We start from the raw sequence: 16,404 nt of genomic DNA on the forward strand, positions 1-16,404 counted from the left end.
GAGCGCGCGCCCTCCCGTAAACCGCGTCAGCGCTCGCTGTCCAGCAGCGCCATCTGCGCTTGCGCATAACGCTCGCCCGCGATCTGATCCGCGGGCACCGCGGCCTCGATGGTCGCCAGTTCATCGGCGTTGAGCTGGATATCCACGGCCCCAAGGGATTCCGACCAGCGTTGACGAGTGCGCGCGCCGAGGATCGGCACGATATCCGTGCCCCGGGTCAGCACCCAGGCAATGGCCAGTTGTGCGACCGAAACGTCCTTCTCCGCAGCGATATTCGCGAGAGCGTCGACCAATTTCAGGTTCTGGTCGAGATTTTCACCCTGGAAGCGCGGGCTGTGGGCGCGGAAGTCGGTCGGCGCGAAGGTCACACCCGGGCGAACCGAATCGCTGAGCAGACCACGCGACAGCACACCATAGGCCGTGATGCCGATGCCGAGTTCCCTTACCGCGGGCAGGATTTCAGCCTCGATCCCACGGGAGATCAGCGAATATTCGATCTGCAGATCGGCGATCGGGTGCACGGCGGCGGCCCGGCGAATGGTGTCGACGCCGACCTCGGACAGGCCGATGTGCCGGATATAGCCCGCCTCGACGAGTTCGGCCATGGCGCCGATCGTCTCCTCGATCGGGACATTCGGGTCCAAGCGCGCGGGCCGGTAGATATCGATGTAATCCACGCCGAGGCGCTGCAGGCTGTAAGTGAGGAAGTTGCGCAGCGCGACGGGTCGATTGTCGGAGCCGCCCCAAGTACCGCCCGGCCCGCGCAGTGCACCGAACTTCACGCTGAGCACCACATCCTCGCGGGGACGCTCGGCAATGGCCTTGCCGATCAGCATCTCGTTGTGACCGGCGCCGTAGAAATCGCCGGTATCGATGAGGTTGGCGCCTGAGTCCAATGCGGCGTGGATGGTGGCAATCGATTCGGCGTCGTCAGCGGTGCCGTACATGCCGGACATGCCCATGGCGCCGAGTCCGATGCGGCCGACCGCCGGGCCGGTGTCGCCGAGCTTGGTGGTGATCTTCGATGTCGTCATGGGATAAGCCTGACCCCTGCTGAAGGGTTGCGGCAGAGATCGCTTATCGGGGGACCGGCGATCCCTGGCTCGGCGGCGGGTATTGCGGGACAGTGGTGACATGGACCGATCCGAACTGGCCGATTTCCTGCGCAGGCGTCGCGAACAGTTGACGCCCGCGGATGTCGGGCTGCCACCGGGCGTGCGCCGGCGCACGCCCGGCCTGCGCCGGGATGAGGTGGCAATGCTGGCGGGGATGTCCACCGACTACTACACCCGTCTCGAACAGTCCCGGGGCCCGCGGCCCTCCACCCAGGTGCTGGCCGCGCTGGCGCGGGCGCTGCGTTTCAGCAATGACGAGCGCGACCATCTCTACCACCTGTGCGATCACGCACCGCCTGGGCGCGAGGTGGCCGATAAGCATGTCGCTCCGGGGATCATGCATGTGCTGGCCAAGCTCGACGACACCGCGGCCACCGTCATCACCGACCTCGGCGAGGTGCTGGTGCAGAACCGGATGCACACCCTGCTGGTCGGCGACCACGCGAATCGGCGTGGCTGGGACCGGTTCTACGCCTGGCGCTGGTTCACCGACCCGCAGGGGCGATCGCTGTTCCCAGAGGACGACTGGGATCGGCTGGGCCGCAACCACGTCGCCGATCTGCGCGCCACCGCCGCGCGCCGATCCGGCGATGCCGACGTCACCGAATTCGTGAGCCGATTGCGTGCCGCGAGTACGGAATTCGAGCAGCTGTGGCACGAACACGAAGTGGCGGTGCGGACTTCGGATATCAAGCGGATCCTGCACCCCGAGGTGGGCGCGATCGATACGGTCTGCGAAACCCTGCTGACCCCGAACGCGGCACAGCGGCTACTGGTCTATATGCCGCGTCCGGGTACCGATGCTGCGGAGAAGCTGGATCTATTGCGCGTCATCGGGACCCAGCGCCTGCTGCCGCACGACGATATCGGCTCGCTCAGGGATTGAGATCGAAGTAATCCATCGCCGCCTGAACGGCCGGTTCACCACCACCGGCGGACAGACCGGCGAACGCACCGATGGCCCCGCCGACCACGGTCATGACCGGGACGGTGACGAAGTCGAAGACGAAAAGACCGAGCGGGAAGCCGAGGACGAATCCGATGGCCGCACCGATCGCGGCACCGGTCAGCACCTGCGGCATGGACTTCTCGACCTGATCGAAGAAGCGCTGCTCGGTGCTCACCTCGCGCACCGGATCGTCGGTCGTGCTGATCGGCGTGAGCGAGAGCCTGGTGCCCGCCTCATCGATGACCGGTACCAGATCGATCCGATGTCCGGCGATCTTCACTGCGGTCGGCAGCGCGGCGACCACCTGTCCGTTGGGATCGGTCAGCGAGATGACCTTGTTGTCGCGAACCAGGTCCCAGCGGCCCTCGGAAATTGTCGTCACCACGGCGTGGCGGTTCTCGGTCGCCGCGACGTGATAGCCGATGTGCTGGAAGAAGCCCTGCAGGTCGAGTGGTACGTCGGCGGTCGAATTCGGTACGGGCGGTGCGGGTTCCGCGTGTACGACGCCGGTGCCGATCGTGCTGGCCGCGAGTGCAAGCAGTGCCGTCGCGGTGATTCTGGAGATCCTCATCCTGCTCTTTCATCCGACCACCGGCGCGGAATGTCCGGTTTGTTCCGAACGAAGATACCGTTTCGTGATCGGATGTTGAAGGGTTTCCTTCCCGAATCCCAACGCATTAGAGAAAGTCCCGATTGTTTTGTGGTGCTTCGGATTCAGGTCCTGGCCGAACCCATGCGACGTTTGCGGGGCTTCAGATGCAGACCGGGCAGGGGCGGGGCCGGAATGCGCTGTTCCGGTGTGTGGCCCGCGATATCGGCGAAACGCTCGACAACGTTTTTCTCCCAATCGTTTCGGGCCTCGACGATGTCCTCGTGGCTGCGGCCGACGAAGTTCCACCACATCACCAATTCCTCGCCGAACGGCTCGCCGCCGATGAGCGCGAAATGCGAGCCCTCGGCGCTGCTGAGCCGCAACTGGTCGCGTCCGGTGCCCAGGTAGAGCAGTGGGCCGGCGGCGATTTCGGTGCCATCGGCTGTGACGCCGCCCTCGATCACCATCAGTGCGTGCTCGAAATCGGGATCCAGGGCGATGGCGGTGTCGGTGCCCGGTTCGATTCGCACATCCGCCCCGACGATCGGTGTGTACGCCTTGGCGGGCGAGGTGAGTCCGGCGAACGTGCCGATCAGCACGATCGCTCGCACCCCTGGTGCCTCGTAGACCGGCAGCTCACGATGCTGTTCGAAATGCGGATCGATCCCGAGGCTGTTGCCGGGCAACGCGATCCACAGCTGCAGTCCGTGCCCGGCGTGCGCCCCCGCGACGCCGTATTCGGAATGCGCGATGCCGCGGCCGGAGGTCATCAGATTCAGCTGTCCCGGCTCGATCTCCACATCGGAGCCGATCGAATCGCGGTGGCGGATGCGTCCGTCGAACGGCCAGGTCACCGTCTGCAATCCGATATGCGGATGCGGATCGATATCCGGTGACGCACCCGTCTTGGTGACCGTGGGCGAGCCGAAGTGATCGAGGAAGCACCAGGCGCCGACGGTCGGCAGATCACGTTGCGGCAGTACGCGTTCCACATAAACGCCGCGCACCCCGCCGAGCGGGACCTCGCGCGCCGGATAGAGCTCCGCCACCGGACCGGGACCCGGTGTGGCCTCGCACACCGCTTCCTCCGGATGCGGATCCAAATCGCTCATCGGGTGACGCCCTTGCCGACCACATGCTCGTCGTATTGCGGATGCTTCTCCAGGTAGGCCTTGATGAACGGGCACAGCGGCCGGATCACCCGGCCGCGGCCGATCGCATCCTCGATCGCATCCTTGGCCAAGACGGTGCCGAGGCCCTTACCGGAAAACGCGCCATCGATCTCGGTGTGGATGAACACCGTCTCGTCGTCGCGCTCCTCGTAGTCGGCGAACCCGGCCAGTTCGCCGCCGTAGAACACCTCGTAGCGATTCTTCTCGTCGTTGCGAGCGACCTTGTTTCCGGGGGTCGATTCGGTCATGGTCGACTTCTCCTTCGTCGGGCGTACCGGGTGCTTGCTCAGGATCGACACGCGGTTGAACGCGCCGATCGTGGTGGCGACCCAGAGGATCACCGAGACCTGCTCATCCGATAAATGTTCCCGTGCCAGAGCGTACTCACGGTCCAGCGTGGCCTCGTCCGGCAGCGTGGTGGTGAGTTCGGCAAGTGCCAGCGCGGCCCGCTCCAGCGGCGTGTACAGCTCGGTTCGCTGCCACGCGGACAGCACGGCGAGTTCGCGCTCGGTGGCACCGGCCGCGACGGCGGCGCGATGGTGCACGTCCAGGCAGTAGGCGCAGCCGTTGAGCTGCGAGACGCGCACATTGATCAGTTCGATCAGCCTGCGGTCGAGTCCGGCTGCGGCGCCGGCCGCGCGGACCGTGCTGGCCACGGTGTTCAGCGCTCGAAACGCCTCGGGTGTCTGCTTATCGATGAACACGCGTCTGCCGGAGGACTCCATGGTCCGGATAGTAGAGCAGCACGATGCCCGGACTGCGGTCCGGTTCACCGTGCTGCGCCGGGGATCAGGCGACCTCGTGGAACCGCCGGAGTTGGAACGGCTCGATCAGGATCTCGTTCAATACGACCGCCGCCTCCTTCAGATGCGGGGTTTCGAAATGCGTAGCGAGCGCCGCCTCGTCGACCCACTCCTCGAGCAGCACCACCCGGCTCGGATCGCTCGGGTGCAGATACAGCTCATAGGCGATGCAGCCCGCCTCGGCGAGTGTCGGCGCGACCAAATCCTCGAGCGTCTCGCGCAGTTCGGTCTCGTGACCGGGCTTGGCGGTGAATCGGACATTGAGCGTCAGTGTGGACACCGATGCCTCCTGATCTGCTGCGTGGTCGGTCATTCCCGGCCGACGGAGGTGAAAGACATATCCGCGTACCGGTCGCCGGCCACCTTGTCGGCGATCGGGTCCAGCGTGGCCAATTCGTCGGCGGTGAGTGAAATGGTTGCGGCGGCGACGTTATCGGCGAGCCGGGTGCGGCTGCGGGTGCCCGGAATCGGGACCACCGTCAGTCCGTGCACACCCGCCTGGGCGTGCACCCACGCCAATGCCACTTGCGCGAGCAAGATTCCGCGCTCGTCCGCGATGGCGCGCAGTGGGGCGAGCAATTCGGCGTTGTGTGCGGCGTTATCGCCCGAGTAGCGCGGCTGCATGTGCCGGAAATCCTTGCCGTCCGCCAAATCGCCTGCCGCGGCGAAGGATCCGGTGAGGAATCCGCGACCCAGCGGCGAGTACGGCACGAATGTCACGCCGAGTTCGGCGGCGGTGGGTACCGCGCTGCGCTCGACATCCCTGGAGAACAGCGACCATTCGGACTGCACGGCCGCGATCGGATGCACCGCATGGGCCGCGCGCAGTTCGTTACCGGTCACCTCGGACAGGCCGAGTGCCCGCACCTTGCCCTGTGCGACGAGTTCGGCCATCGCGCCGACCGATTCTTCGATCGGGACCGCGGGATCGCGGCGGTGCATGTAGTACAGGTCGATGGTGTCGATGCCGAGGCGGCGCAGGCTGGCATCGACCGCCTTGCGGATGTATTCGGGAGAGTTGTCGATGCCGCGGTAGGTCGGGTCGTCGGCCTTGCGGGCGATGCCGAACTTGGTGGCGAGGACCACCCGGTCGCGGTTGGCGCGCACGAAATCGCTCAGGAATTCCTCGTTGTGACCCGAGCCGTACATATCGGCCGTGTCGAACAGGGTGACGCCGAGTTCCAGTGCGCGATCCAGGGTCGCCCGCGATTCGGTGAGGTCCGAGGGACCGTAGAAATCGCTGATTCCCATGCAGCCCAAGCCTTGTGCACCCACCTGGATGCCGCTGGCGCCCAATGCCGCGGTCGGAAGTGAGCTCATAATTTGATCCCTTCGCATGGTTGCGTGAGTGCGGCCGGTTTGACGGCGGTGGTCTTGCCCTCGTACAGGTCGATCTTGTAGTCGAGTACGGCCAGGGTCTGACGGAGTTCGTCGATCTTGGCGAGCACCTCCGCGCGGGTATTGCGGAACATCTGCAGCCGCTCGGGCACGGTGGATTCCCCCTCCCGCACCAATTCGGCGTAGCGGACCATGTCCGCCACCGACATCCCGGTGGTGCGCAACCTGCCGATCAGTGCCAACCACTCCAGATCGCGGTTGCTGAACCGCCGCTTCCCGGCGTGATCGCGCCCGATGTAGTTCATCAGCCCGATCCGCTCGTACCAGCGCAGCGTGTCGCGACTCAGTCCCGACCGATCGGCGGCCTCGCCGATCGAATACTGCGGCTTCTCCCGATCCGCATCGACAACTTGCTGATCACCGACAACCTGACCTACGGCTCCACCCACTGCACTCGCCCTTCTCGATGAACACAACCGACGTTAATAACCTGGAGCGCACTCCAAGCAAGCCTCAATTCTGCCGAACACCGGTTTTGCTTGCAGCCGTGCCGGTACCTTGCGTGGGACACTGGAGCCGACCAGGGTGGGGCGAGCTGAGGAGCGAGGGTGACGGCACTTCCTGAGCCATGGCGGCTGTTGACGATTGCCGAGTACGAGGCACTCGGCGAGGACGATCAGACGCGTTGGGAACTGCAGGAGGGGATTCTGATGATGTCGCCGTCGCCGAAGCCACGTCACATGAGGCTGGGGGCCCGACTTTTCAGCCAGGTGGACGAACAGTTGCCGGACGAGCTCGTCGCCGTCCCGGACGTCGATGTTGATTTGCAACTGGTCAATGCGGAGGGACCGGCCACAGTCCGTCGGCCTGATCTGGTGGTTGTCGACAGTTCCGAGTACCAGCGGGTCGAGGCCGAGGGGGGAGTGTTGCGCGCGTCGGCTGTTCACGTTGTGGTCGAGATCGTCTCTCCTGGTTCTCGGCGCACGGACTATGTCACCAAGCGCAGCGAGTACGCAGAGGCGGGAATCTCGCACTACTGGATCATCGATCTGACTACGCCATTGAGTCTGGTCGCCTTCGTGCTCACCGATGAACTCGGATATGTCGACAACGGCGAGGTGACGGGCGAGTTCACGACCAACTCGCCGTGCCCGCTGACGATTCGGCTCGATCAGCTGGGGTAGTGCCCGGACACTGTCATCGCCGCGCATCCAAGCACGACGACGACCAACGTGCCGCTGCGGAGTCAGTCGCGCTTGGGCAGCTCCTGCACCGCCCATTTGTTGCCGTCGGGGTCGGTGAAGAAGGTGAACAGACCCCAGCCCATATCCACCACCGGCGACGCGTCCACACCCGCCGCGACCAACTGCTGGTACGCGTCCTCGGCGCTCGCGACGACCACCTGCATGCCTTCGACGCTGCCCGGTGCGGCGTCGGTGATGCCCTCACCGATGCAGATGGAACAGCCGGAGCCCGGTGGGGTCAGTTGAACGAAGCGCAGGGTCTCGTCGACGCGGTGGTCGTGGTCGGCGTTGAAGCCGATCTTGGTGTAGAAGTCCTTGGCGCGGTCCACGTCGGTCACCGGAATCGCGACCAGTTCGATTTTCCAATCCATCCGGAGAGCATCCCACCCGCTCGACGGCGAGAACGGGTTTTCGCACCTACCCTGGTGACATGCCAGGTAAGGACATCGACCGGATCAGGGCCCGCTCGGCCTGGGCCACGGTCAAGGAAAGCCCCGTGATCACCGCTATCGCGGTGGCGCCGTTCGTGCTGGCGCTCGGCGTCGTGTGGTGGCTGCTCGGCGGATTCGCCGCGTTCGTGCTACTCGTCGTCCTCGGCGTCGTCGTGGTCGTCGGCGGCAAACTATTGCACTGACGCCGTCCGCGATCAGCGCGGAATGTGGAAGCGCACCAGATCGCCGGTGCCCTCGTCCACCTGCGCCCACGGCCGGTCGAATTCGAGCACCGCCAGCGCCGACGTGGGGAATTTCCGGCTGAGCTCGATCGCCGGATCGGAGTCGCGATTGCTCGCCAACTCCCATGCCGTCCACGGCATTCCGGGCGCATGCCCGACGACCAGCAGCGTCGTGACATCGTCATCGCTGAGCTGGACCAATTCGATGAGCGTGCGCGGCGACGCCTCGTAGATGCCCGCCTCGTAGACCACCGGCGCGGTAACTCCGGTCGCGTCCAGCGTTTCCCGCGTGCGGGTGGCGGTCGAGCACCGTACCGCATCGATCGGCGGCTGGGTCTCGCGTAACCACTGACCGGCAAGTCCGGCCTCGCGCTGACCACGCGGAGCGAGCGGGCGTTCGTGATCGGAGATACCGTCGGGATAGGACGACTTACCGTGCCGCATGAGGATCAGAGTCCGCACCATGGAGATACCGTAAGCCCTCCGGAGGAGAGGCCTCGAACACACTCGAGGCAAACTGAAAGCGGCATCACAATCACGGCGCCTCATGGGGCACCCCCGCCGGCACCGTGACGATGACGCTCCCGACCACTCCCGACCCCCTTGGGTGGCTATAGCCCAGGTACATTTTCGAGGATCTGCACAATATGGCCTACGTAATCACGCAGCGTTGTTGCAACGACGCCAGCTGCGTCACTGAGTGCCCGGTCGATTGCATCCGTCCCACCCCGGACCAGCCGGAATTCGCGACGACCGAGATGCTCTACATCGACCCCGACACCTGTATCGACTGCGGTGCCTGCGTCGACGCGTGCCCGGTGGAGGCCATCTTCTCCGAGGATGATCTGACCGCGTCGCTGGCCAGGTTCCGTGACATCAACGCCGCCTACTTCCAGCGGCATCCACTCGAATCGAACTTCGATCCGATCGTCACGCCCGCGCGTCCGCCCAAGGAACTCGGCACGCTGCGCGTCGCGATCGTCGGCGCGGGACCCGCGGCCTGTTATGCGGCCGACGAGCTGCTGCGCCGCTGCGATGTCGAGGTCGAGATGTTCGATCGGCTGCCTACGCCGTGGGGTCTGGTGCGCGCGGGCGTCGCCCCCGATCACCCGGGCACCAAGACGGTCTCCGGTCTGTTCGAGTCGGCCTTCCGGCGCGAGACGCTGCAGTACTACCTCAATGTGGAGGTCGGCACGCACATCAGCCACGAGGAACTGCTCGCGCACCACCACGCGGTCATCTACGCCGTCGGCGCGTCCTCCGACCGCCGTTTGGGCGTGCCGGGCGAGGATCTGCCGGGCAGCCATTCAGCGACCGAATTCGTCGCCTGGTACAACGGGCATCCGGACTACGCGGATCGCAAGTTCGACCTGTCCGGTGAGCGCGCGGTGATCGTCGGCAACGGCAATGTCGCGCTGGATGTCGCCCGCGTGCTGACCGTGGACCCGGACGAACTCGCCAAGACCGATATCGCCGACCACGCCCTGGATGCGCTGCGCGGCAGCAATATCCGCGAGGTCGTCGTGCTCGGTCGGCGCGGTCCGCTGCAGGCGGCCTACACCTCGCCGGAGTTCCTGGCGCTGACGCATCTGAAGGGCGTCGATGTCATCGTCGAGGAGGCCGATCTGACGCTCGACCCGGGCAGTCAGGCGCTGCTGGACGATCCCGAGGTCGAGCCGTCGCTGGAGCTGAAGTACACCCTCGCCAAGGAATACGCGGCGGGGCGGCGCGATCCGGCCAATAAGCGGATCGTCTTCCGCTACTTGGTCTCGCCGACGGCTGTGCACGGTGCCGATCACGTCGAGTCGGTTGAGTTCGCGCACAACGAATTGGTCAGCGAGAGTGGCCAACTGGTGGCACGCACGACCGATCGCAGCGAAACCCTGGACGCCGGACTGGTTTTGCGTTCCATCGGCTACAAGGGCGAAGCGATCAAGGATCTGCCGTTCGACGAGCGCCGCGCTGTCGTTCCCAACGAGCACGGCCGCGTCATCGGCGAAGACGGTGTTCCGCTGCCCGGTGTGTACGTGAGCGGCTGGATCAAGCGCGGTCCGCGCGGTGTCATCGGCTCCAACCGCATCGACTCCGAGGAGACCGTCGAGCACCTGCTCGCCGACTTCACCGCGGGCAAACTCGGTGTGCCACAGGCCGATCGGGCCGCGTTGAAGGCGCTGATCGGACAGCGGCAGGCCGATCTGGTCGACCGTGAGGGCTGGAAGGCGATCGATACGGCGGAGAAGTCCGCGGGTAAGGCGTCGGGTCGGCCGCGGGTCAAGCTCACTACCCGTGAGGATCTGCTCAAGGCCGCGCGCGGCTGAACAGCGACCGGCTCCGTTCCCAGCGAACGGAGCCGGTTTTCTTTACAGCGGCATGATGCGCACGACGGTCGTGGTGGTGCCGCCGACCACGAACCACAACCGCAACACCGGCCGTCCGGAGCGGTCGCCCGGTTCGTAGCGGCTGCGCACGGTGACATGCTGACGAGCCAGCACCGGCGCGACATACTCGATCACCGCGCGATGCGGCCCGGCGACCAGCTTGGGGTATTCGACCAGGAACTGTTCCACCGCCTGCCAGTAACAGGCATTGTTGACGTGGTTGTACTGGTCGATATCGGTGGCCCGCACCGGGAACGGCATATCGGTATCCGATTCCGGCGGGGTGGCGTCGGTGAGATAGGGCCGCCAGCGCAGGCGGTGCTCCTTGGTGGTCTGCGCCAGGTAGGACAGGCCCTCGTCGCTGATCCTGGCGGGCATATTGTTGGACTCGCTGATATTGATCCAGAAGCCCTCGGTCTCGATCAATCCGCCGTTCGCGCTGGTGATGCGCACCCGCATATTCGTCCACCGGGTGGACATGCTCGAACACCACCGCAGCAGTCGCACCTGGTCGGGCCACAGGATCGGGCGGATGACGTCGATGACCGTACGACGCACGATCCAGCTCGGATCGGTCGTATGCAGATTCGTCTGTTGCAGTTGTTCCCAGGCAATGTCCTGCAGATAACGTGCGACGGCGTCGAACCGCAAGCGGTTGTACGGATCTACATCGCCAGCCCGGATGGGCCACGCCGAAGCAAACCCCATGCCCTCCTGGGGAAGCGGGGCGAGTGGCTGATCGAGTGACACTGGTGCTCCTCGCGCTGCACGGTGTGCCGCGTTCTCTTACGCTGCTGTTCTGAGACGACTTTACGGGGCGTACGTCACACACTCGCGTCGAGCCGCCTCTACTCACAGTTGTCGGTCCCGCGGGGCAGTATGGGGCCATGCCCGACTCCGACCTCCCCGCAAAACTCGGCAAACCGGCTGAACGCGCCTTGGCTGCCGCCGGAATCCACCGCCTGGCCGACCTGACCGCATGGACCGAACGTGATCTCGCCGCGCTGCACGGCGTCGGTCCCACCGCCATCGCCGAACTCCGCGCCGCCTTGACCGAAAGCAACCAGAGCTTCGGCTGATCCCCACCCCGGCACGCACCGCACCCGCGCCGGTGCTATCCCGGTCAGTAGCCCTGGTAGGCCCCACCACTGTTGACGGCCGCTACGCCCGGGACATTGGACAGGGAGCCATACCGGTCGATGGCGTAGCGAGTTCCGGCGATGATGTTGTCGACCGGGTCGTAGATATTCTCGTGGCCGGGCGCCTTATATGCGTTGAAGGTGCTGTCGATCGTCTGCATCAATCCCTTCGACGGGTGGCCCGCGGCGGCATTGCTGTCCCAATCGTTGACGATCAAGGGGTTGCCACCGGACTCGTGCTCGATGATCATGGCCAAGGCCCGCTCATCGATCTGATCCGGGCTGTATCCCATTTCGATCAACTTGGCCTTGGCCTTCTTGATCCATTCCGCGACGTCGCCTGTCGGCATCGCCCCGGTGGCGTTGTGCGTACCACCGGTGGCTCCGGAATACGAACCGCCGGAGGACGTCCCGGAACCGCTGCCGTTGTGGCTGCTCGTCACATAGCTGGGCTTGCTCGTGGTAGAGGTGGTGGCGGCCGGTGTTGTGCCGGTGTTCTGCGGTTGTGACGCAACGATATTCGGGTCGCCCAGGCCGTCGAAGGCGCTCTGGAGTTTCGAGACGGCCTGATCCACCTGCTTTTTCGCTTGCTCGGCCACCGATTCCGCCTGTGCCAGCGCGTTGACGATCTCCGATTGCCAGTATGCCGCGTCGCGGGTGGCCTGATCGGTGAGCCGGTTGGCTTCGGACTCGTTCAGATTCGCCTTGTACCACGCGATTCGGTCATTGGCATCGACGGTTCCGTTCGAGGCGACGTGGAAGCCCGGCTCGGTTTTCGTGCCGGGGGCCGGGCAAGTCGGGTTGGTGGCCAGGTCGCGCAGCGAGAGGACATTGCGCTTGGCATTGTTCAGATTGTCTACCTGGGAGGTGAAGGCGGTTTGCAGATCGTGCAGTGCCTGGCTCACCGTCGATGCGCGGGTCTGCTCGGTCCCCATACGAGCATCGGCCGCAGCGGCCGCGGCGCCCGACCACGTCTTGTCGGTCCCCAATTTCGCGGTGTCGTCGGTGCCTTTGCGGACCGCGGCATCCAGGTCCGTCGAAATTTTGGCCGCGTTATTGCCCGCGGTATCGAGGTGGTCGGGCTCCCACTTGGCTACGTCATCAAGGGTGAGGGTCATGGCAGTTGCAGGCCGATCGTCTTCAGGTTGTTCGCGAAGTCGGTCTCGGCGACTTCGAACGCGCCCGCTGCGTTGTGGGTGAGCGAGGCGATCTTTTCGAGGCGCTCGCCGATTCGGGTCAGGCTGCGGTTGACGGCATCGGTCACCGGTGGCACCGCGGTGCCGAATTGAGTGCCGGGCAGTGCGTTTGCCGCGATGTCGAAGCCGTTACCGGCATTGAGTTTCTTGACCCCGCCCGCCTCATCCCCGAGATTCTTCGCGAATTTTTGCAGCGCGCCCGCGTCGACCCGCAGGGTCCCCGCGTCCGTCTTCTCCACCACGAAAACTCCCCCTTCGTCCCCACCTCAGGTCGCGGTCAGCATAGCAAAAACGGGTGGTGTGGACAGGGCGGTGAGGGGCCGTGGTTAGGTAAGTCAGTGCGTCGGTGATGATGTGAGTGTCGCCGAGTGGACAGAGAGGTCGGCATATGCGCGCAGCCCAGGTCAGCAAGCTGGAGGGGCCGGAGGCGATCGAGGTCGTCGAGATTCCGGAGCCCGCGGCGTATCCCGGGGGTGTGGTCATCGACGTGCATGCGGCCGGGGTGGCGTTTCCGGATGTGCTGATGACGCGGGGTCTGTACCAGATGAAGCCGGAGCTGCCGTTCGTCGTCGGTGGCGAGGTAGCCGGGATCGTGCGGGAGGCGCCGGAGGGTGCGCAGGTCGCGGCGGGGGATCGGGTGGTCGCGCTGACGTTGCTCGGCAATGCCCTCGCCGAGGTTGCCGTGGTGCCGTCGCAGATGGTTTTCCGGTTGCCGGACAACGTATCTCTGCAGGCCGGGGCCGGAATCCTGTTCAACGACCTGACTGTGCACTTCTGCCTGCGCAACCGCGGCAGGCTGGCCGCGGGGGAGACCGTGCTGGTGCACGGTGCCGCCGGAGGCGTCGGCACCTCGACGCTGCGGATGGCGGTCGCGCTGGGTGCGAGCCGGGTCGTCGCGGTGGTGAGTACCGAGGAGAAGGCGGCGGTCGCACGTGCCAACGGCGCCACCGATGTGGTGCTGACCGACGGCTGGCTCGCGGCCGTCAAGGAGCTGACCGGTGGTCGCGGTGTGGATATCGTGCTCGATCCGGTCGGCGGCGACCGGTTCACCGACAGCATCCGCAGCCTCGCTCCGGCGGGCCGTCTGCTGGTGGTCGGCTTCACCGCCGGTGAGATCCCGACGGTCAAGGTGAATCGACTCCTGCTCAAGAACGTCGAGGTGATCGGCGCGGCATGGGGCGAATGGGTGATGACCCATCCGGGCTACCTGACGGAGCAGTGGGAAGAGGTCGAGCCCCTGCTCGCCGCGGGCAAGATCGCGCCGCCCGAACCGGTGCTCTACCCGCTGGACCGTGCCGCCGAGGCCGTGGCATCCCTCGACAATCGCACCGCCGCAGGCAAGGTCGTCGTCACCCTGCGCTGACCATGAGCCGCCGCGTGCGAATTCCCCGACTGCTCGATGTCCGGCGCGGCAAACCGTGCGCGCCGGTACCGTGATCTGATCATGGAGCTGGCCCACCCGTCGCCCGACCACCACCCCTCATGGAATCGCTATGCAGATGCTGTCTAATCGGGTACTGAATCGGACCTTGCTGGCACGCCAGCATCTACTGGAGCGTTCGGCGTTGACCGTGCCGGAGATGTGTGACCATCTGGTGGGATTGCAGGCCCAGGATTCGCCGCCGCCGTTCGTCGGATTGTGGAGCCGCATAGCGGATTTCGATCCCGCGACGGTTTCGGCGGGACTGGAGGATCGCTCGCTGGTGCGAATCACCTTGATGCGCGGCACGATTCATATGGTCACGCCACCGGATGCGCTGCGCATCGCACCGCATATCCAACCCGAGCTCGAAAAGGTCCCCTTCCGTAAGGGTTTCAACTACGGCGCGATGGTCGGGCTGGATCCGGACGAGGTGCGCGAGCACGGCGAGGCCGCGCTCGGTGACGAGCCGATGTCGGCGGCGGACCTGCGCGCCAAGGCCGCGGCGATCTACCCGGATCGCGATGCCGGTGCGGTGCTGCAGACCTGGCTGTACCAACTGCCCGTATTGCAGACTCCGCCGCGCGGCAGATGGAAGGACAACAGCAGGCCGGTCTGGTCCCGCGTCGAACCCTGGCTCGGGGCACCGCTCGAATATGGCTATCCGTTGGCGGAGCTGGTCTTTCGTTATCTGCGCGCCTTCGGTCCGGCCAGCACCATGGATATGCAGACCTGGTCGAAGCTGACCGGCATGAAGGCCGCCGTCGAACAGCTCGGCGACCGCCTGCGCACCTACACCGACGAGCGCGGCCGCACCCTCTACGACATCGCCGAGGGCGAACTCGCCGATCCCGACCTGCCCGCGCCGGTCCGCCTGCTCGGCTGGTACGACAATGCGATCCTCTCGCACCAGGACCGAACCAGGATCGTCCCCGACGGCACGGCCCCACCCTTGCGCGCATTCGCCACGGCGGTATCCCCGGTCCTGGTCGACGGCTTTCTCGCGGGCTTCTACAAGATCTTTCTGGAGAAGGGTGTCGCCCGTCTGCGCATCACCCCGACCCGGAAGTGGTCGGGCACGGAATACGCGGCGGTGGACGCCGAAGCCAACGCGCTGGTCGCATTCCTGGAGGCCGACAAGCGGCCGAGCGTGGAAATCCTCGACGTGAACGGGGATCTGCGTCCCTGAACCGGGGCGTTATCGCGAACGGCGGCGTCCGATGGGCACCGCGGGCAGCGGCCGACCGGGTGCGGCCACCAGTTGCTCGACGATATTGGCGGTTACCAGCACGGCCGCGGTCAGCGCGACCACGACGATGGCGGGCAGCAGCGACGAGGTCAGCGCGATGGCGATCAATGCGATTGCCGGTACAACGCGTGTGGTCGCCACATTGCCGAGCATTCGCCACCGATTCACCACCAGTGCCACCATGAACAGCGCAGCGCCACCCGGCGCCAGCGCTGCGGCAACGCCGTGCGCGGTATGGCCGGGGTCGGCGACCGAATGTCCGAGCCCGACTGCGACCGCCACCAGCCCGGTGACCAGTGCGAAATGCCCGTAGCTCAACACATCTCGCACGATCAGCCCGGGTGCGGGCATGGTGGACAGTGCATGTTCGATCAGCCGCGCGGATCGATGGAAGTAGATCCACCACAGTCCGAGGCCGACCATGAAGGCGAGCACCAGCGTGGTCACCACCGCCGGATCGAGGCCGGTCGAGGACGCCTGCGCACCCGCATCCACCACGGATTCGCCCAGCGCGATGATGATGAACAGGCCGAACCGCTCGGCGAGATGCGAAACCCCGATCGTCCGGTTGCGCACGGCCCTGCTGTACAGCAGCGGAGCGCCCAACTGCACCACAAGGGCCCCGGTCCAGACCCAGATGCGTGCATGTTCCGGCAGCGGCGCGCTCGCGAAAATCGCTATGCCGGTGACCAATCCGATGCTGAAGGGGTTGATGGTGGTCGCGAACCCGTTCGTGCGGGTGACCGCGACGAACAAGACGATCCGCAGCAATAGATGCGCACCCGCGAAAACCATTGCGGCCCCTCGGGGTTGGTCCAGTGCGGCGGGCGCGGCCACCGCCATCAGGAAGATGCACAGCCCGGACCCGAACAGCACCAGGCGCTGAGCGTTGTTCTCCTCCACGGTATTCACCAGGATGGTGACCCCGACCCACCCCCACCACAGCGGCGCCAGCAGCACCAGCGCATGGCCCAGCGTGCCGATCGAGGTGTGGTGGCCGAGCACATGCGCGGTCTGGGTGACCGCGAAGACGAGGACCAGGTCGAAGAATAGTTCCGCCCAGGTGGCGCGGGCATGGGGTGTTGCGGTGGTGGATTCGGCAGGCTCGCTCATCGAAATCTCGTACTCCGGTGACA

20 protein-coding genes and 1 pseudogene are annotated in these 16,404 nt (G+C 65.6%); 7 read left to right on the top strand and 14 right to left on the bottom strand.

Annotated features, from left to right (window positions below):
* Positions 1-26 precede the first annotated feature (26 nt).
* The gene (locus tag ACQPZ2_RS06045) at positions 27-1,034 is read right to left on the bottom strand and encodes an aldo/keto reductase (RefSeq protein ID WP_433524657.1); all 1,008 of its coding nucleotides are present in this window, start codon (positions 1,032-1,034) and stop codon (positions 27-29) included.
* Positions 1,035-1,134: 100 nt separating this feature from the next.
* Between ACQPZ2_RS06045 and ACQPZ2_RS06050 the strand changes: the two genes are divergently transcribed.
* The gene (locus ACQPZ2_RS06050; protein WP_433524658.1) at positions 1,135-2,001 is read left to right on the top strand and encodes a helix-turn-helix transcriptional regulator; all 867 of its coding nucleotides are present in this window, start codon (positions 1,135-1,137) and stop codon (positions 1,999-2,001) included.
* Here the strand turns inward: ACQPZ2_RS06050 and ACQPZ2_RS06055 are convergent.
* The 7 genes and pseudogenes from ACQPZ2_RS06055 to ACQPZ2_RS06085 all read right to left on the bottom strand — a co-directional run bounded on the left by ACQPZ2_RS06055 (position 1,991) and on the right by ACQPZ2_RS06085 (position 6,418).
* Entirely contained in the window at positions 1,991-2,635 is a 645-nt protein-coding gene (locus ACQPZ2_RS06055; RefSeq protein ID WP_433524659.1) for a hypothetical protein, read from the bottom strand. The two genes, ACQPZ2_RS06050 and ACQPZ2_RS06055, sit on opposite strands and share 11 nt — an antisense overlap.
* A gap of 143 nt (positions 2,636-2,778) precedes the next feature.
* Positions 2,779-3,768: a pirin family protein gene (locus ACQPZ2_RS06060; RefSeq protein WP_433524660.1), complete on the bottom strand. Its 990-nt coding sequence runs from the start codon at positions 3,766-3,768 to the stop codon at positions 2,779-2,781.
* Positions 3,765-4,076, bottom strand: coding sequence for a GNAT family N-acetyltransferase (locus ACQPZ2_RS06065; RefSeq protein WP_433527336.1), 312 nt, complete (start codon positions 4,074-4,076; stop codon positions 3,765-3,767). Before ACQPZ2_RS06065 ends, ACQPZ2_RS06060 begins: the two co-directional genes overlap by 4 nt.
* An 18-nt stretch (positions 4,077-4,094) precedes the next feature.
* Positions 4,095-4,553: pseudogene (locus ACQPZ2_RS06070) on the bottom strand (carboxymuconolactone decarboxylase family protein); the annotation flags it as partial.
* 64 nt (positions 4,554-4,617) lie between these two features.
* Positions 4,618-4,911: a putative quinol monooxygenase gene (locus ACQPZ2_RS06075; protein WP_327093977.1), complete on the bottom strand. Its 294-nt coding sequence runs from the start codon at positions 4,909-4,911 to the stop codon at positions 4,618-4,620.
* A 29-nt stretch (positions 4,912-4,940) separates the two neighbouring features.
* Complete coding sequence (locus ACQPZ2_RS06080; RefSeq protein ID WP_433524661.1) at positions 4,941-5,951, bottom strand: aldo/keto reductase; 1,011 nt, start codon at positions 5,949-5,951, stop codon at positions 4,941-4,943.
* The gene (locus ACQPZ2_RS06085; protein WP_433524662.1) at positions 5,948-6,418 is read right to left on the bottom strand and encodes a MerR family transcriptional regulator; all 471 of its coding nucleotides are present in this window, start codon (positions 6,416-6,418) and stop codon (positions 5,948-5,950) included. The genes ACQPZ2_RS06080 and ACQPZ2_RS06085 overlap by 4 nt, the downstream gene beginning before the upstream one ends.
* Positions 6,419-6,577: 159 nt before the next feature.
* On the opposite strand from ACQPZ2_RS06085, the gene ACQPZ2_RS06090 reads away from it, so the two are divergent.
* Positions 6,578-7,153 (top strand): Uma2 family endonuclease, encoded by a 576-nt coding sequence (locus ACQPZ2_RS06090; protein WP_433524663.1) that lies wholly within the window; start codon positions 6,578-6,580, stop codon positions 7,151-7,153.
* Between the two features lie 62 nt (positions 7,154-7,215).
* Here the strand turns inward: ACQPZ2_RS06090 and ACQPZ2_RS06095 are convergent, their stop codons facing one another.
* Entirely contained in the window at positions 7,216-7,584 is a 369-nt protein-coding gene (locus tag ACQPZ2_RS06095) for a glyoxalase superfamily protein (RefSeq protein WP_063047402.1), read from the bottom strand.
* Between the two features lie 59 nt (positions 7,585-7,643).
* On the opposite strand from ACQPZ2_RS06095, the gene ACQPZ2_RS06100 reads away from it, so the two are divergent.
* The gene (locus ACQPZ2_RS06100; protein WP_062983850.1) at positions 7,644-7,847 is read left to right on the top strand and encodes a hypothetical protein; all 204 of its coding nucleotides are present in this window, start codon (positions 7,644-7,646) and stop codon (positions 7,845-7,847) included.
* A 12-nt stretch (positions 7,848-7,859) separates the two neighbouring features.
* Here the strand turns inward: ACQPZ2_RS06100 and ACQPZ2_RS06105 are convergent, their stop codons facing one another.
* Positions 7,860-8,351, bottom strand: coding sequence for a SixA phosphatase family protein (locus ACQPZ2_RS06105; protein WP_433524664.1), 492 nt, complete (start codon positions 8,349-8,351; stop codon positions 7,860-7,862).
* A gap of 182 nt (positions 8,352-8,533) precedes the next feature.
* Between ACQPZ2_RS06105 and ACQPZ2_RS06110 the strand changes: the two genes are divergently transcribed.
* Complete coding sequence (locus tag ACQPZ2_RS06110; protein ID WP_433524665.1) at positions 8,534-10,204, top strand: FAD-dependent oxidoreductase; 1,671 nt, start codon at positions 8,534-8,536, stop codon at positions 10,202-10,204.
* Positions 10,205-10,246: 42 nt separating this feature from the next.
* Here ACQPZ2_RS06110 and ACQPZ2_RS06115 read toward each other — a convergent pair whose 3' ends face one another.
* Entirely contained in the window at positions 10,247-11,014 is a 768-nt protein-coding gene (locus ACQPZ2_RS06115) for an acyl-[acyl-carrier-protein] thioesterase (protein ID WP_063047405.1), read from the bottom strand.
* A 137-nt stretch (positions 11,015-11,151) separates the two neighbouring features.
* Here ACQPZ2_RS06115 and ACQPZ2_RS06120 point away from each other — a divergent pair, with 137 nt between their 5' ends.
* Entirely contained in the window at positions 11,152-11,343 is a 192-nt protein-coding gene (locus tag ACQPZ2_RS06120) for a DNA-binding protein (protein WP_433524666.1), read from the top strand.
* A gap of 44 nt (positions 11,344-11,387) precedes the next feature.
* Here ACQPZ2_RS06120 and ACQPZ2_RS06125 read toward each other — a convergent pair whose 3' ends face one another.
* Both ACQPZ2_RS06125 and ACQPZ2_RS06130 read right to left on the bottom strand, forming a co-directional pair.
* Positions 11,388-12,521, bottom strand: coding sequence for a transglycosylase SLT domain-containing protein (locus tag ACQPZ2_RS06125; RefSeq protein WP_433524667.1), 1,134 nt, complete (start codon positions 12,519-12,521; stop codon positions 11,388-11,390).
* Entirely contained in the window at positions 12,518-12,841 is a 324-nt protein-coding gene (locus ACQPZ2_RS06130) for a type VII secretion target (RefSeq protein ID WP_433524668.1), read from the bottom strand. The genes ACQPZ2_RS06125 and ACQPZ2_RS06130 overlap by 4 nt, the downstream gene beginning before the upstream one ends.
* Before the next feature lie 146 nt (positions 12,842-12,987).
* Between ACQPZ2_RS06130 and ACQPZ2_RS06135 the strand changes: the two genes are divergently transcribed.
* Positions 12,988-13,962, top strand: a complete 975-nt coding sequence (locus tag ACQPZ2_RS06135) for an NADPH:quinone oxidoreductase family protein (RefSeq protein WP_433524669.1) — start codon at positions 12,988-12,990, stop codon at positions 13,960-13,962.
* Between the two features lie 136 nt (positions 13,963-14,098).
* Positions 14,099-15,208, top strand: a complete 1,110-nt coding sequence (locus ACQPZ2_RS06140) for a winged helix DNA-binding domain-containing protein (RefSeq protein ID WP_433527337.1) — start codon at positions 14,099-14,101, stop codon at positions 15,206-15,208.
* A gap of 9 nt (positions 15,209-15,217) precedes the next feature.
* Here the strand turns inward: ACQPZ2_RS06140 and ACQPZ2_RS06145 are convergent, their stop codons facing one another.
* Positions 15,218-16,381: a low temperature requirement protein A gene (locus ACQPZ2_RS06145; RefSeq protein WP_433524670.1), complete on the bottom strand. Its 1,164-nt coding sequence runs from the start codon at positions 16,379-16,381 to the stop codon at positions 15,218-15,220.
* Between the last annotated feature and the right edge of the window lie 23 nt (positions 16,382-16,404).

This window comes from Nocardia pseudovaccinii, assembly GCF_050942345.1.
Lineage (GTDB): Bacteria > Actinomycetota > Actinomycetes > Mycobacteriales > Mycobacteriaceae > Nocardia > Nocardia pseudovaccinii.